We start from the raw sequence: 13714 nt of genomic DNA, 5'->3' as shown, positions 1-13714 counted from the left end.
CGAGATGACAGCGTTTTCAGTCAGGGCTGGCGCGCGGCGGGCAGGTGTTCGAGGGCGGCGTGTGACTGCGCCGGGGCCGTCTGCACCGCGGGCGCACCGTGGAACACGGGATCCTGCGCCACCTCCTTGATGCCGTTGATGCAGAACTGCATGCCCATGCACACCAGCAGGAAGCCCATGATCCGGGTCATGGCGTCTATGCCGGTGGCACCGAGGATCTTGCAGACCGGATCCGCCAGCTTGAGCACCCCCCAGCTGAGCAGGCTCATCAGGGCGAAGGCGGTCACCATGGCGGCATAGATGACGAAACGGTTGTACTCGTCGGGCAGCTCGGCAATCTGGGCGGCGCCGCTGATCACCAGGGCCATGGTGCCCGGCCCGCACATGCTGGGCATGGTGAGCGGCACGAAGGCGATGCTCTGGTTGATGTCGACCCCGGCGGCCTGGCTGGGGGCGGGGAACAGCATGCGAAAACCGATGAAGGCGATGATGAGGCCACCGGCCAGCCGCAGGCCGGGAATGGAGATCCCGAACAGATCCAGGATGGAGGAGCCGATGAAGAAGCTGACGCAGAGGGTGGCGAACAGATAGATGGCGGCCAGGTTGATCTGGCGGCGTACGTGCTCACGGGACATGCCCTTGCTCAATCCCAGCAGCAGGGTCGCCGTGGTGGGGGGATTGACCATGGGCAGCAGCGCGAGCAAGGCGATGAATACGACCTGGAAAAACATCTTGCACCTCGGGGTGGTTGGAAAACAACAGGGCCAGACGGGGGTCTGGCCTAAGGGGGGGCTACTCTACGGCAGCCAGGCTGAATATAGCCGGAACGAAGGGGCCCCGACAGTCCGGGGCCCGCAGTTGTCAGGCGGTTTGTGGCGTTGCCTGACGCCGAGTGCGCTGTTGCAGCCAGAGCCAGAGACCCAGCACAAGGCCGAGACCGGCCAGGCTGACCACATAGTGGGAAGGAGCCAGCACGTCGTTCTTCATCCAGAGGGTGACCAGCATGGGAGTGAGCCCGCCGAAGATGGCGTAGGCCACGTTGTAGGAGAACGACAGCCCGGAGAAGCGCACCACGGGCGGGAAGGCGTTGACCATGACATAGGGCACGGCGCCGACTATCCCCACCGCGAAGCCCGCCAGCATGTAGAGCGGCACCAGCTGCTCCATGCCTGCCGCCAGGCCGTGGTAGAAGGCATAGGTGGCACCGGCCAGCAGCAATGAGCCCAGGACGAAGGTGGGGCCGCTGCCGAGGCTGTCTATCAGGCGGCCGTAGAAGATGCAGCCCAGGGTGAGGGCCACTATGGCCAGGGAGTTGGCGGTCAGGGCATCGGCGGGGCTGATGCCGTGGACCTTCTGCAGGTAGGTCGGGGTCATCAGGATCACCACCACTATGCCGGCGGAGAGCAGCCAGGTCAGCAGCATGGAGACGATGACGCTGCCCTTGTGTTCACGGAGCACCGTCTTGAGGGGCAGCTCCTCGGCCAGGGCCTTGTTGGCCTGCATCTCGGCGAAGACCGGGGTCTCGTGCAGCCAGCGGCGCAGGTACATGGCGACTATGCCGAACACACCGCCGAGCACGAAGGCCAGACGCCAGCCCCACTCGCTCACCTCCACCGGGCTCATGCCGCGGTTGATGGCGGTGGCCACCAGGGAGCCGAGCAGTATGCCGGCGGTCAGCCCGGCCGTGAGGGTGCCGCAGGCGACGCCGACCCGGCGGGCGGGCACGTGTTCGGCCACGAAGACCCAGGCTCCCGGGACTTCGCCCCCGATGGCGGCCCCTTGCAGGATCCGCAGCAGCAGCAGCAACAACGGGGCGGCAATGCCGAGGGTGGCATAGGTGGGCAGCAGGCCGATCAGCAGGGTCGGCAGTGCCATCAGTATGATGCTGAGGGTGAACATCCGCTTGCGACCGATGAGATCGCCGAAGTGGGCCATGATGATGCCCCCCAGCGGGCGGGCCAGGTAACCGGCGGCGAAGATGCCGAAGGTCTGGAACTGGCGCAGCCACTCGGGAATGTCGGCCGGGAAGAAGAGCTCGCCTATCACCACGGCGAAGAAGACGAAGATGATGAAGTCGTAGAATTCGAGGGCGCCACCCAGCGCCGCCAGGCTCAAGGTCTTGTAATCCTGTCGGTTGAGGGGGCGATTGTGGTCATGATGTGTGCTGACTGTAGTCATATCCTTATGTTTCCCATCGTTTTTTTAGTTATTCTCCCCCATGCTCTGCGGGGATACGCTCACCCACGAGGGTATGCTTTTGTATCCCAGGAAGTAAATCGCACAATTCGCAACACTGTCTTGCAGCACCTTGCGGCAAGGGATTGGAGAGGTCATGACGACGAAAAAGGTACTGCTCTCCTGGAGCAGCGGAAAAGACAGCGCCTGGGCCCTGCATCGCTTGCGCCAGGATCCGGCGATCGAGGTGGTGGGGCTCTTCACCACCCTGAATCAGGCGTTCGAGCGGGTGGCCATGCACGGGGTGCGCAAGCAGTTGCTGACGGAGCAGGCCGCGTGCGTGGGGCTGCCACTGCACTGCATCGATCTGCCCTGGCCCTGCAGCAACGAGGACTATGGCCGGATCATGACCGGCTTCATCGCCGAGGTGCTGGCCATGGGGATCCGCCACATGGCATTCGGGGATCTCTTCCTCGAGGATGTGCGCGCCTATAGAGAGAAACAGCTGGCGGGCACGGGCATCGCGGCGCTGTTCCCGCTCTGGGGCAGCAAGACCGACGAGCTGGCGCAGGAGATGATGGCCGCCGGCTTGAGGGCCAGGATCAGCACGCTCGATCCGAAAAAACTGGATATGAGCCTAGGGGGGCACGAGTTCGACGAGGCGCTGCTGGCGGCGCTGCCCGCCGGGGTGGATCCGTGCGGCGAGAACGGCGAGTTCCACACCCTGGCCTTTGATGGCCCCATGTTCCTGCGGCCCCTGGCGATCCGGGTGGGGGAGACAGTGGTGCGGGACGGCTTCGTCTTTACCGATCTGCTGCCGGATGAGACCCCCTGAGGGCAGGTGCCCCGGCAGAACGGCAGGCCCATCTCCCGTCTGCCGGATGCGACAAGGCCGGACCCCTGGGTACCGGGCCTTGTCGTCTGGCCCGGCTCAGCGGGCGGCGAAGGTGTCGCAGCTGGCGGGCTTGCCGCTGTCAAAGCCCCGCTTGAACCAGGCGAGGCGCTGGGCCGAGCTGCCGTGGGTGAAGCTGTCGGGCACCACCCGGCCCTGACCCCGCTGCTGCAGGCGGTCGTCACCTATGGCCTGGGCGGCGTTGAGGGCCTCCTCCAGATCCCCGTGCTCCAGCACCTGCTCCCGCTCCATATGGTGACCCCAGACTCCGGCGAAGCAGTCGGCCTGCAGCTCGAGTTTGACCGACAGCTTGTTCTGGGCGGCCTGGCTCAGCCCTTGCTGTTGCTGGCGCACCTTGGTCGAGATGCCGAGCAGGTGCTGCACGTGGTGACCCACCTCGTGGGCGACCACATAGCCTTGGGCGAAGTCGCCATCGGCCCCCAGCTTGTCGCGCATGTCCTGATAGAAGGAGAGATCGATGTAGACTGTGCTGTCTGCGGGGCAGTAGAAGGGGCCCATGACGGACTGGCCCTGGCCGCAGCCGGTCTGGGTGGCGCCGCGATAGAGCACCAGCCTGGGGGGCCGGTACTGGCTGCCGCTTCGGGAGAAGATCTCGCCCCAGGTGTCTTCGGTGGAGGCGAGCATCACAGAGGTGAATCTGGCCAGGGGATCGCTGGCCGGCTGGGACACATTCTGGCGCGGTGCCTGGCTCTGCCGGGCCGGTTCGTCGAGCAATGGGCTGAGATCCACGCCGTAGTAACCGGCGATCATCACCACCACGATCAGGATGAGGCGCCCCTTGCCACCGAGAGGTAGGCCGCCGCCCCCGCTGCCACCGCCTTCCTGGCGCCTGTCTTCCACGTTGCTGCTCTCACGGCGATCTTGCCAGCGCATATCTGCCTACTCCCGTCATTGGTGGTGGCAGTAATGATAATGGCTGGTCGTCCGCCTTGCCTAACGCGGGGATCTCACTCGGCCCAGGGCATCTCGGGCAGGCTGTCGAGAAACTCGGCGTAGCGGGTCAGGTTGAAGGGGCTCTGATCCGCCTCCATGGCCATCAGCTCGGCACCCAGGGCGCAGGCGATGTATTGCAGCGCCTCGTCCCGCGGGGTGCCCTTCATCACCAGCCGCATCAGGGTGGCTTTCACCTGCAGGGGATGGCCGTCGGCGAGCTGGTTTTCAACCATCTCCAGCAGCGTCTGTTCGTCAAAAAATTCTGTGGTGTCCGTCATGGGGGGGTCCTGCTTGTTGTTCTGTGGGATAGGGCGGGCAGTATAGCCGGAACCGCCGCGCGACTCATGTGGCAGGGACTAAATGTCGGCTGCCGGGGGCTGTGGTCGGCCGGGTTGCGCTCCATGACGGCCTCCTTTTGGCCGGGGATCTTGCCAAGCGCCGGCTGTGGGGGCAGTCTTGATGGCTGTTGTTCCCATCACACGAGCCCTTGCCATGATCCTCTCCGAGCGCCTCGCCCTGCGCGAGCTCAACCTGACCGACGCCCCCTTCATTCTCGAACTGCTCAACGACCCCGATTTCCATCGCTACATCGGCGATCGCGGGATCCGCACCCTGGACGACGCCGAAAACTACATCCAGCAGGGGCCGGCGGTCAGCTATGCCCAACACGGGCACGGTCTCTATCTGGTGATGCGACGGGAAGACGAGGCCAGGATCGGCATCTGCGGGCTCATCAAGCGCGACACCCTGCCCTGTGAAGACATCGGCTACGCCTTCCTGCCCGCCTTTCGTGGTCAGGGCTACGGCATAGAGGCGGCGCGGGCGGCGCTCAAGGATGGGCGGGAGCGGCTCGGCATCGAGCGGGTCATCGCCATCGTCACTCCGGGCAACGAGCGATCCGTGGCGCTGCTGGGCAAGCTGGGTCTGGTGCGCAGCCGTCTGGTCAGGCTGAGCGAGGATGCCGACGAGTGTCTGTTGCTGGAAGCGGCCGATACCCAGGCCTGCACTGTCTGAGGGATGGCGGGGCCGTCAATCAGAAGCGGGGATCACAAGGCTGAAGGCGAGGGAGACAAGGGGGCCGCCGTGAGCTGCGGCCTGTCTGCATCTGTTGCTGCCGGTGGGCAGGATCAGTTGAGCTCTTCGATGGAGAACTCGCCAGGGATGCCATCACAGGAGATGGCGAAGCCACCGCTGGAGCGGGTGCTGAACTGGATCAGAAACGCATCATAGTCATGCTCTTGCACGGGCAGGTTGATGGGTTTGCTGCGACGCAGGGGTTTGTGTGTCTGTACGGTTTTCATCATGGTATTTCTCTATATAAATTAAATAATTGCTCCTTGTATTTGCAAATGTAGGTCAATGGGCGCGGTCAGATCCGCGCAGGAATACCCAGCCCCATAAGGGCGTCTGCACTATCAAGGAATATGCGGATGCATAGTTCAAATTGGGTGGGCAGATCGGGTCTGCACCGTGAGAGCCGGGCAACGCAGGCAGACAGCCTGACGGTTCTCAAGGCGAGTAAATCAGAGGAAGGTTATGTGGGTACTGGCAGGATTCATCTAACGTTGAAGCATTGCGAACATAAACAGGGCTGATTAACTAGCCGGCGCGCATTCTCTCCTCGAAATGAATAAAAAGCAAACACTAATTGTGCGATGTTACGACGGTGGCGTATTTTTCACTGCCGCGCCGCCAACGAGAAGGGCTCCCGAGGGAGCCCTTCTGCCTTTGCCAGTCACGGCCTGCGACTGACTCAGTAGTCGCCGCTGGCCTTCTTGGCGGCGGTGATCATGGGGGTGATGGTCATGCCCTGCACCACGATGGAGAACATCACCACCGAGTAGGTCATCACCAGGATCACTTCCCGCAGATCGACGCCGTGCTCCGGCAGCACCATGACCCCCGAGGGCAGCGCCAGTGCCATGGCCATGGCCAGACCGCCGCGCAGGCCACCCCAGGTGAGGATGCGCACCGAGAAGCGGTTGTAGCTGCGGAACTTGCGGAAGGCCACATAGGGCAGGGAGACGCTGATGAAGCGGGCGGCGAGGCAGAGCGGCACCGCGATGACCAGCAGGATCCAGTCTTGCCAGGCGAGATCCAGCAGCACCAGGGCCAGGCCGATCAGCAGGAACAGCAGGGCGTTGAGGAACTGATCCATCAACTCCCAGAAGTGATCCAGGTGGTGGCGGCTCTGCTCGGAGAAGCCGGAGTGGCGGGTCCAGTTGCCTATCATGATGCCGGTGACCACCATGGCCAGGGCGCCGGAGACGCCGATCATGTTGGCAAAGGCGAAGCCCGCGGTCGGGATGCACAGGGTCAGCAGCAGCTCCAGGGAGCCGTCGTCCGTGGCGCTGATCATCACGTGGGCGATGAGGCCCAGCACGGCGCCGAACAGGATGCCGCCCAGGGCCTCATGCAGGAATAGGCCGGCCACGCTGCCGAAGGTGGGCTCGACGCCGCCAAAGGCCACGGCAAACACGGTGGCGAAGATCACCAGGCCGACCCCGTCGTTGAACAGGGACTCCCCCTCGATCTGGATGGCGATCTGGGGCGGCGCCTTCATCTTCTTGACGATGGCGAGCACGGCAATGGGGTCGGTGGGGGAGATCAGGGCACCGAACAGCATGCAGTAGACCAGTGGCAGTTCCCAGCCCAGCAGCCTGGCGATGAACCAGAAGCCGTAGCCGATGAGGAAGGTGGAGAGCAGGGTCGCCGCGATGGAGAGAATGGTGATCTCCCACTTCTGGCTGCGCAATGCCTTCAGATTGATGCCGAGACCGCCGGCAAACAGCAGGAATCCGAGGATCCCCTTCAGCAGGAAGTTCTGGAAGTCGATGCTTTCCATGGTCTCGACGGCCAGAGGTTCCAGATTGAACCAACCCAACTTACCAAACAGCACCATCAGGGCGGAGATCAGCATGGATCCTGCGGTGATGGCGATGGTGGTCTGGATCTTCACGACATACTGGTTGGCAAAGGCGATGAAGATCGCCAACGCTGCCAAGAAACAGAGTGTGTAGTAGACGCTCATAGTTATTTTTCTCTTTAGTAAACAGCAAGCACGTATCCCCGTTGAGGACGGGCATAGGGTACTCTCGGGCCACATCTTACTCATTACCCATTTGTGAGTATATACTCGAGATTTCGGACAGATAGACGGCTAGATTTCCATTTGATTTTTTTGCTGCTAGGATGGAGCTCACGCAGTTGCATGGATGTAAGGGGTAGAAGCGGTGTCGAGCATAGAGTCGAGCAAGAAGTCGGACATAACGAAGAAACTGGAAGCCTGTCTCAAGGAGCGGATCCTGATCATCGACGGTGCCATGGGCACCATGATCCAGGGGTACAGGCTCGGTGAAGCGGATTATCGCGGCGAGCGCTTCGCCGACTGGCATACCGACATCAAGGGCAACAACGATCTGCTGGTGCTGACCCGGCCGGCGGTGATCCGCGAGATCCACGATCAATACTGTGCCGCCGGGGCCGACATCCTCGAGACCAACACCTTCAACGCCACTCGCATCGCCATGGCCGATTACGAGATGGAAGCCTTCTCCGCCGAGATCAACCGGGAGGCGGCCCGTCTGGCCCGTGCCGTGGCGGACGAATGGACGGCGAAAGAGCCCCACAAGCCGCGCTTTGTGGCAGGGGTCCTGGGCCCCACCAACCGCACCGCCTCCATCTCGCCGGACGTGAACGACCCCGGCAAGCGCAACGTCACCTATGACGAGCTGGTGGCCGCCTACACAGAATCGACCCACGCCCTCATCGAGGGGGGCGCCGACCTCATCCTGATCGAGACCATCTTCGACACCCTGAACGCCAAGGCCGCCGCCTTCGCGGTGGATCTGGTGTTCGATGAGCTGGGCTACAGCCTGCCGGTGATGATCTCCGGCACCATCACGGATGCCTCAGGCCGCACCCTCTCGGGCCAGACCACGGAAGCCTTCTACCATTCGCTTCGCCATGTCAAACCCGTCTCCTTCGGCCTCAACTGTGCGCTCGGCCCGGACGAGCTGCGCCAGTACGTGGAGGAGTTGTCCCGCATCAGCGAATCCTGCGTCAGCGCCCACCCCAACGCCGGTCTGCCCAATGCCTTTGGCGAGTACGATCTGGACGCGGGCGAGATGGCGGAGCATATCCGCGAGTGGGCCCAAAGCGGCTTTCTCAACCTGGTGGGGGGCTGCTGCGGCACCACCCCGACCCATATTCGCGCCATGGCGGACGCCGTGGCGGGCATCAAGCCCCGCGCCCTGCCCGAGCTGCCGGTGGCCTGCCGGCTGTCCGGCCTCGAGCCCCTCATCATCACCCCCGAGTCCATGTTCGTGAACGTGGGGGAGCGCACCAACGTCACCGGCTCGGCCAAGTTCAAGCGCCTCATCAAGGAGGGGCTCTACGACGAGGCCCTGGACGTGGCCAAGCAGCAGGTGGAGAGCGGCGCCCAGATCATCGACATCAACATGGACGAGGGGATGCTGGACGCCGAGGCGGCCATGGTGCGCTTCTTGAACCTCATCGCCGGCGAGCCGGACATCGCCCGGGTGCCCGTGATGATCGACTCCTCCAAGTGGGAGGTGCTGGAGGCCGGCCTCAAGTGCGTGCAGGGCAAGCCTGTGGTCAACTCCATCTCCATGAAGGAGGGGGAGGCCAAGTTCATCGAGCAGGCCAAGTTGCTGCGTCGCTACGGCGCCGCCGTCATCGTGATGGCGTTCGACGAGGTGGGCCAGGCCGATACCCGTGCCCGCAAGTTCGAGATCTGCCAGCGGGCCTACCGGATCCTGGTGGATCGGGTCGGCTTCCCGCCGGAAGACATCATCTTCGACCCCAACATCTTCGCGGTGGCGACCGGCATCGACGAGCACAACAACTACGCGGTGGACTTCATCGAGGCGGTGAAGGACATCAAGACCCATCTGCCCCACGCCATGATCTCCGGCGGCGTCTCCAACGTCTCCTTCTCCTTCCGTGGCAACGAGCCGGTGCGGGAAGCCATTCACGCCGTCTTCCTCTACCACGCCATCCAGAACGGCATGGACATGGGGATAGTCAACGCCGGTCAGCTCGCCATCTACGAAGACATTCCGGCGGAGCTGAAGGCGAAGGTCGAGGCCGTGGTGCTCAACCTCAATGACAGCGCCACCGAGGATCTGCTCGCCATCGCCGAGAAGTATCGCGGCGCCGGCGCCCAGGCCGAGGATCCGCGGGATCAGGAGTGGCGCAGCTGGCCGGTGGGCAAGCGGCTGGAGCATGCCCTGGTCAAGGGCATCACCGACTTCATCGAGGAGGACACCGAGGAGGCGCGGGCCGGGGCCGAGAAGCCGCTGCACGTGATCGAGGGGCCGCTGATGGACGGCATGAACGTGGTGGGTGATCTGTTCGGCGCCGGCAAGATGTTCCTGCCCCAGGTGGTGAAGTCGGCGCGGGTGATGAAGCGGGCGGTCGCCTACCTGCAGCCCTACATAGAGGCGGAGAAGTCAGGCGGCTCCAGCAACGGCAAAATCGTGATGGCCACCGTCAAGGGGGACGTGCACGACATCGGCAAGAACATCGTCGGTGTGGTGCTGCAGTGCAACAACTACGAGATCGTCGACCTCGGGGTCATGGTCTCCTGCGAGACCATTCTCAAGACGGCGCGGGAAGTGGGAGCGGACATCATAGGCCTGTCCGGCCTCATCACCCCGTCCCTGGACGAGATGGTGCACGTGGCGAAAGAGATGGAGCGCCAGGGTTTCAAGCTGCCGCTCTTGATCGGCGGCGCCACCACCTCCAAGGCCCACACCGCGGTGAAGATAGAGCAGAACTACTCCGAACCCGTGGTCTATGTGTCGAACGCCTCCCGCGCCGTCGGGGTGGCCCAGAGCCTGCTGAACCCCGAGCTCAAGCCCGCCTTCGTCGCCCGCATCGACAAGGAGTACGAGATAGCGCGGGATCAGCATGCCCGCAAGCAGCCACGCTCCAAGCCGGTCTCCCTGGCCCATGCCCGCGCCAACCGCCATCAGCTGGACTGGGTCGGCTATGAGCCCCCAGCCCCCCGGGAGCCGGGCGTGCAGACCTTCGAGAACGTGCCCGTCTCGGTGCTGCGCCCCTACATCGACTGGACGCCCTTCTTCCTGAGCTGGGAGCTGGCGGGCAAGTATCCGCGCATCCTGGAAGACGAGATCATCGGCGAAGAGGCAACCAAGCTGTTTGCCGATGCCAACGCCATGCTGGATCGGCTGGAAAAGGATCAGAGCGTGCGCTGCGCCGGCATCATAGGCCTGTTCCCCGCCAACGCCGTGGGGGACAGCATAGAGGTCTATACCGACGAGTCGCGCAGCGAAGTGAAAAAAGTGCTGCACCATTTGCGCCAGCAGAGCGAGAAGCAGGGCTTCCCCAACTACTGTCTGGCGGACTATGTGGCCCCCAAGGAGAGTGGCAAGCCCGACTGGATCGGCGCCTTCGCGGTGACCGGCGGTATCGGCGAGGAGGCCATAGCGCAAACCTACAAGGCGGATCACGACGACTACAACGCCATCCTGATCCAGGCGGTGTGCGACCGTCTCGCCGAGGCCTTTGCCGAGTACCTGCACGAGCAGGTGCGCAAAGTGCACTGGGGCTATGACCCGGACGAGGCCCTCAGCAACGAGGAGCTGATCCGCGAGAACTATCGCGGCATACGCCCGGCGCCCGGCTACCCGGCCTGTCCGGAGCACACCGAGAAGGGGAGCATCTGGGAGTTGCTGGGTGTGGAGCAGGCCATCGGCATGAAGCTCACCGAGTCCTACGCCATGTGGCCGGGGGCGGCGGTGTCCGGCTGGTACTTCTCCCACCCCGAGAGCAAGTACTTCGCGGTGGCGCAGATCCAGCCCGATCAGGTGGAAGACTATGCCCAGCGCAAGGGCATGACGCTGGTGGAGGCCGAGCGCTGGCTGGGGCCGAACCTGCATTGATCAGGTGGAATGCCATAGTGCAAGTGGCTAGGAGGGAAAATGGACAAGGCAAGAGATGGCGAGATATGGCCGGATGAGGTGTTGATTGCCCGCTGTCTGGCCGAGGCGGATGACGAGGGGTTTATCGACTTCAAGGTCTTCTGCCGGGCGCTGGACGTGTCGGCCTCTGCGTTGGCCGGTTTCTTTCATGAGCGCGATCGTTTCTATGACTCGTCGGAAATGGTTGCCCTGCGTGACGGGCTGAACTTCAGGGTGGAGTGGCGTGAACGCAAGCGGCGGGACGGCACCTCCCACGAGCCGGCACGGTTCGTGGTGAAGCGGGCGCAGATCCATCGAGATCATCTCGCGTGCTTTTTGCAACGGTCGGAGCGATATATCACTCAGACAAGGGTAGATTTTGATCGGGCATTGCTGCGCTGGCGACTGGAGCAAAACGGGGCCGGCCCCCTCCATTGAATCTGCTTCCCCTTTTTATTGATATGAAGGTGATGCCTGCTCTGGGCGTGTCACCTTGCTTGTGCCAGCTGGCGTGACCTGGCCTGGCCACCCGGTTGGCCCATTCACGGGTCTATGGCCCAGTGGGGATGAAGTCGTTATGAAGATTGGATTTGTCGGCCTGGGGGCCGTGGTGGAGACCGCCTATCTGCCGGCATTGCGGGCCCTGGCGCCAGAGATGGCGATCTGGGGATTCGACCCCGCCCGCAGCCTGCCGGGGGTGACCTCGTTGCCAACCCTTGAGGCGCTGCTGGCGCAGCCCCTCGATCGGCTGGTCATCGCCACCCCCTCATTGCTGCATCTGCCGGTGCTGGAGCAGGCGCTGGCAAGCCCCATCCCCTTGATCCTGGTGGAGAAGCCCGTGGTGGCGACCCTGGCCCAACAGGCCCGACTGCAGGCCCTGCTGGCGGATCCCGAGGTCGCCGCCCGGGTGCTGGCGCTGGATCACTGGATGGCCCGCAACGCCGTCCAGCGGCTGCTGAGTGGCGGGCTGGGGGATGACTGGCGGCCGCAAGCCGGGCAGACTGGCCCCATTTCGTCCGTCACCCTGGCCGATGTGGCCTCGGTGGAGGGCTTCCTGCTGGAGCCCTGCGGCCTCGACGAGCAGGGACATCCCTATGCCCTCAACTTCGCCACCGGCGAGCCGGATCGGCGGGTCCTGCGTCACCCTGACGGGGTGATCCTCGACATCGGCACCCATCTGCTGGCGATGATCCGCGAGCTGCTGGTGGCCCTCGGCGGGGATGACAGCCTGCATCTGGTCGCGGACGGGGTCTGCGATCGGCTTGGCCAGCCCATCCGGCGCGGGGATCTGGAGACCGCCGAGGGGCGCGCCTGTCTGCGCGGCGAGGCGGCAGGTGTGCCTCTGACCCTCTGGCTCGACAAGTACGCCGGTCCCGGGGTGGAGAAGAAGGGGCTATGCCTGCATCTCAGGGATGGACGGCGCATCGAGCTGCTTCGCAGCGGCAATCTGGAGTGGCTGCACCATCACGACGCCGACGGGATGCGGGGCTGGCAACATGAGGGGCCCCTCTATCGCGACTGCATAGCCCAAACCCTGCTGGCTCCTGTGCCGGTGGGCGGCTGGGCCGGGACCACTGCACGCCGGTTGCAGGAGGTGGCGCTGCTGCTGAGCCTGCAGCAGGGGCTGCGTGGTCCGCATTGAATCTGGTTCTGCGGTTCTTGCAGAACGCCGAATGGTGAGGGGAAAGGATTGGCGTTGCCAGTCGTTCATGGCACCTTATACTCTCCAGTCCGATTATCAGGTCTGTCATTTCCATGAATATTGCCATTTTATCCCGCGAGCCCAACAACTACTCCACCCGCCGTCTGGTCGAGGTGGCGCAGGCGCGCGGGCATCAGGTCGAGGTGCTCGACACCCTGCGCTGCTACATGAACATCGCCTCCCACAGCCCCTCCATCCACTACGAAGGACGGGAACTGGAGAGCTATGACGCCGTGATCCCGCGCATCGGTGCCAGCATCACCTTCTATGGCACTGCCGTGCTGCGCCAGTTCGAGATGATGAATACCATGGCCCTCAACAGCTCGGTGGCCATCAGCCGCTCCCGGGACAAGCTGCGCGCCATGCAGCTGCTCTCCCGTCACGGCATAGGCCTGCCCATCACCGGCTATGCCCACAGCACCCACGACGTGCCCGACCTCATCACCATGGTCGGCGGGGCGCCCCTGGTGGTGAAGCTGCTGGAGGGGACTCAGGGGATAGGCGTGGTGCTGTGCGAGACCCAGAAGGCGGCCGAGAGCGTGATCGAGGCCTTCATCCAGACCAACAACAACATCCTGGTGCAGGAGTACATCCGCGAGGCCAACGGCGCCGACATTCGCTGCGTGGTGGTGGGTGGCAAAGTGGTGGCGGCCATGCGTCGTCAGGCCCAGCCGGGGGAGTTTCGCTCCAACCTGCACCGTGGCGGCGAGGCGTCGGCCATCAAGATCACCCCGGAAGAGCGGGCGACCGCGGTACAGGCCGCCAAGATCATGGGGCTGGACGTGGCCGGGGTGGACATCCTGCGCAGTGCCCGCGGCCCCCTGGTGCTGGAGGTGAACTCCTCCCCCGGCCTGCAAGGGGTGGAAGCCGCCTCCGGCAAGGATGTGGCGGGCAAGATCATCGATTTTCTGGAGCTCAAGGCGAGTCGCAAGCACAAGCCGGCGGAGTGAGTCCCGGACGAGAGTCAGACAGGTAAAAACAGGGCGCCCTCGGGCGCCTTGTTGCTATCTGGTCGGGTGGGCAGCGGGCTTGCCGGGGAGTGTC

The 13714-nt window shown here is 63.9% G+C and carries 12 protein-coding genes; 6 read left to right on the top strand and 6 right to left on the bottom strand.

All coding sequences use genetic code 11. The annotated features are described in order from the left end of the window. Positions 1-20: 20 nt before the first annotated feature. Complete coding sequence (locus AAHB08_RS11035) at positions 21-731, bottom strand: MarC family NAAT transporter (protein WP_342058946.1); 711 nt, start codon at positions 729-731, stop codon at positions 21-23. A gap of 130 nt (positions 732-861) precedes the next feature. Next, complete coding sequence (locus AAHB08_RS11030) at positions 862-2178, bottom strand: MFS transporter (protein ID WP_139439222.1); 1317 nt, start codon at positions 2176-2178, stop codon at positions 862-864. 154 nt (positions 2179-2332) lie between these two features. On the opposite strand from AAHB08_RS11030, the gene AAHB08_RS11025 reads away from it, so the two are divergent. Continuing rightward, positions 2333-3010 (top strand): Dph6-related ATP pyrophosphatase, encoded by a 678-nt coding sequence (locus AAHB08_RS11025; RefSeq protein WP_342058945.1) that lies wholly within the window; start codon positions 2333-2335, stop codon positions 3008-3010. Between the two features lie 96 nt (positions 3011-3106). Here AAHB08_RS11025 and ypfJ read toward each other — a convergent pair whose 3' ends face one another. Next, a complete protein-coding gene (gene ypfJ / locus AAHB08_RS11020; RefSeq protein WP_139439220.1) occupies positions 3107-3961 on the bottom strand; it encodes a KPN_02809 family neutral zinc metallopeptidase in 855 nt (284 codons plus the stop codon). A 74-nt stretch (positions 3962-4035) separates the two neighbouring features. After that, a complete protein-coding gene (locus AAHB08_RS11015) occupies positions 4036-4299 on the bottom strand; it encodes a hypothetical protein (protein WP_342058944.1) in 264 nt (87 codons plus the stop codon). A gap of 214 nt (positions 4300-4513) precedes the next feature. Between AAHB08_RS11015 and AAHB08_RS11010 the strand changes: the two genes are divergently transcribed. Beyond that, positions 4514-5035 (top strand): GNAT family N-acetyltransferase, encoded by a 522-nt coding sequence (locus tag AAHB08_RS11010; RefSeq protein WP_202047748.1) that lies wholly within the window; start codon positions 4514-4516, stop codon positions 5033-5035. A 113-nt stretch (positions 5036-5148) separates the two neighbouring features. Here AAHB08_RS11010 and AAHB08_RS11005 read toward each other — a convergent pair whose 3' ends face one another. Next, positions 5149-5325, bottom strand: a complete 177-nt coding sequence (locus AAHB08_RS11005; protein WP_139439218.1) for a hypothetical protein — start codon at positions 5323-5325, stop codon at positions 5149-5151. Between the two features lie 449 nt (positions 5326-5774). Then, positions 5775-7052 (bottom strand): cation:proton antiporter, encoded by a 1278-nt coding sequence (locus AAHB08_RS11000; RefSeq protein WP_139439217.1) that lies wholly within the window; start codon positions 7050-7052, stop codon positions 5775-5777. 202 nt (positions 7053-7254) lie between these two features. Between AAHB08_RS11000 and metH the strand changes: the two genes are divergently transcribed. The 4 genes from metH to rimK all read left to right on the top strand — a co-directional run bounded on the left by metH (position 7255) and on the right by rimK (position 13620). Beyond that, positions 7255-10950, top strand: coding sequence for a methionine synthase (gene metH / locus AAHB08_RS10995; protein WP_342058943.1), 3696 nt, complete (start codon positions 7255-7257; stop codon positions 10948-10950). Positions 10951-10989: 39 nt separating this feature from the next. After that, positions 10990-11406, top strand: coding sequence for a hypothetical protein (locus tag AAHB08_RS10990; protein WP_342058942.1), 417 nt, complete (start codon positions 10990-10992; stop codon positions 11404-11406). Positions 11407-11545: 139 nt separating this feature from the next. Then, positions 11546-12610, top strand: a complete 1065-nt coding sequence (locus AAHB08_RS10985) for a Gfo/Idh/MocA family oxidoreductase (RefSeq protein ID WP_342058941.1) — start codon at positions 11546-11548, stop codon at positions 12608-12610. A gap of 113 nt (positions 12611-12723) precedes the next feature. After that, positions 12724-13620, top strand: a complete 897-nt coding sequence (rimK, locus tag AAHB08_RS10980; protein ID WP_025325466.1) for a 30S ribosomal protein S6--L-glutamate ligase — start codon at positions 12724-12726, stop codon at positions 13618-13620. Positions 13621-13714: the final 94 nt, after the last annotated feature.

The sequence above is a fragment of the Aeromonas sp. OTU364 genome, assembly GCF_038440395.1.
Lineage (GTDB): Bacteria > Pseudomonadota > Gammaproteobacteria > Enterobacterales > Aeromonadaceae > Aeromonas.
This window is presented reverse-complemented; position numbering and strand designations above follow the sequence as displayed.

Bases quoted from the DNA above. Each gene is read 5' to 3' on its own strand.
- AAHB08_RS11035 (WP_342058946.1), bottom strand. From the start codon at position 731: ATGTTTTTCCAGGTCGTATTCATCGCCTTGCTCGCGCTGCTGCCCATG.
- AAHB08_RS11030 (WP_139439222.1), bottom strand. From the start codon at position 2,178: ATGACTACAGTCAGCACACATCATGACCACAATCGCCCCCTCAACCGA.
- AAHB08_RS11025 (WP_342058945.1), top strand. From the start codon at position 2,333: ATGACGACGAAAAAGGTACTGCTCTCCTGGAGCAGCGGAAAAGACAGC.
- ypfJ (WP_139439220.1), bottom strand. From the start codon at position 3,961: ATGCGCTGGCAAGATCGCCGTGAGAGCAGCAACGTGGAAGACAGGCGC.
- AAHB08_RS11015 (WP_342058944.1), bottom strand. From the start codon at position 4,299: ATGACGGACACCACAGAATTTTTTGACGAACAGACGCTGCTGGAGATG.
- AAHB08_RS11010 (WP_202047748.1), top strand. From the start codon at position 4,514: ATGATCCTCTCCGAGCGCCTCGCCCTGCGCGAGCTCAACCTGACCGAC.
- AAHB08_RS11005 (WP_139439218.1), bottom strand. From the start codon at position 5,325: ATGATGAAAACCGTACAGACACACAAACCCCTGCGTCGCAGCAAACCC.
- AAHB08_RS11000 (WP_139439217.1), bottom strand. From the start codon at position 7,052: ATGAGCGTCTACTACACACTCTGTTTCTTGGCAGCGTTGGCGATCTTC.
- AAHB08_RS10990 (WP_342058942.1), top strand. From the start codon at position 10,990: ATGGACAAGGCAAGAGATGGCGAGATATGGCCGGATGAGGTGTTGATT.
- AAHB08_RS10985 (WP_342058941.1), top strand. From the start codon at position 11,546: ATGAAGATTGGATTTGTCGGCCTGGGGGCCGTGGTGGAGACCGCCTAT.
- rimK (WP_025325466.1), top strand. From the start codon at position 12,724: ATGAATATTGCCATTTTATCCCGCGAGCCCAACAACTACTCCACCCGC.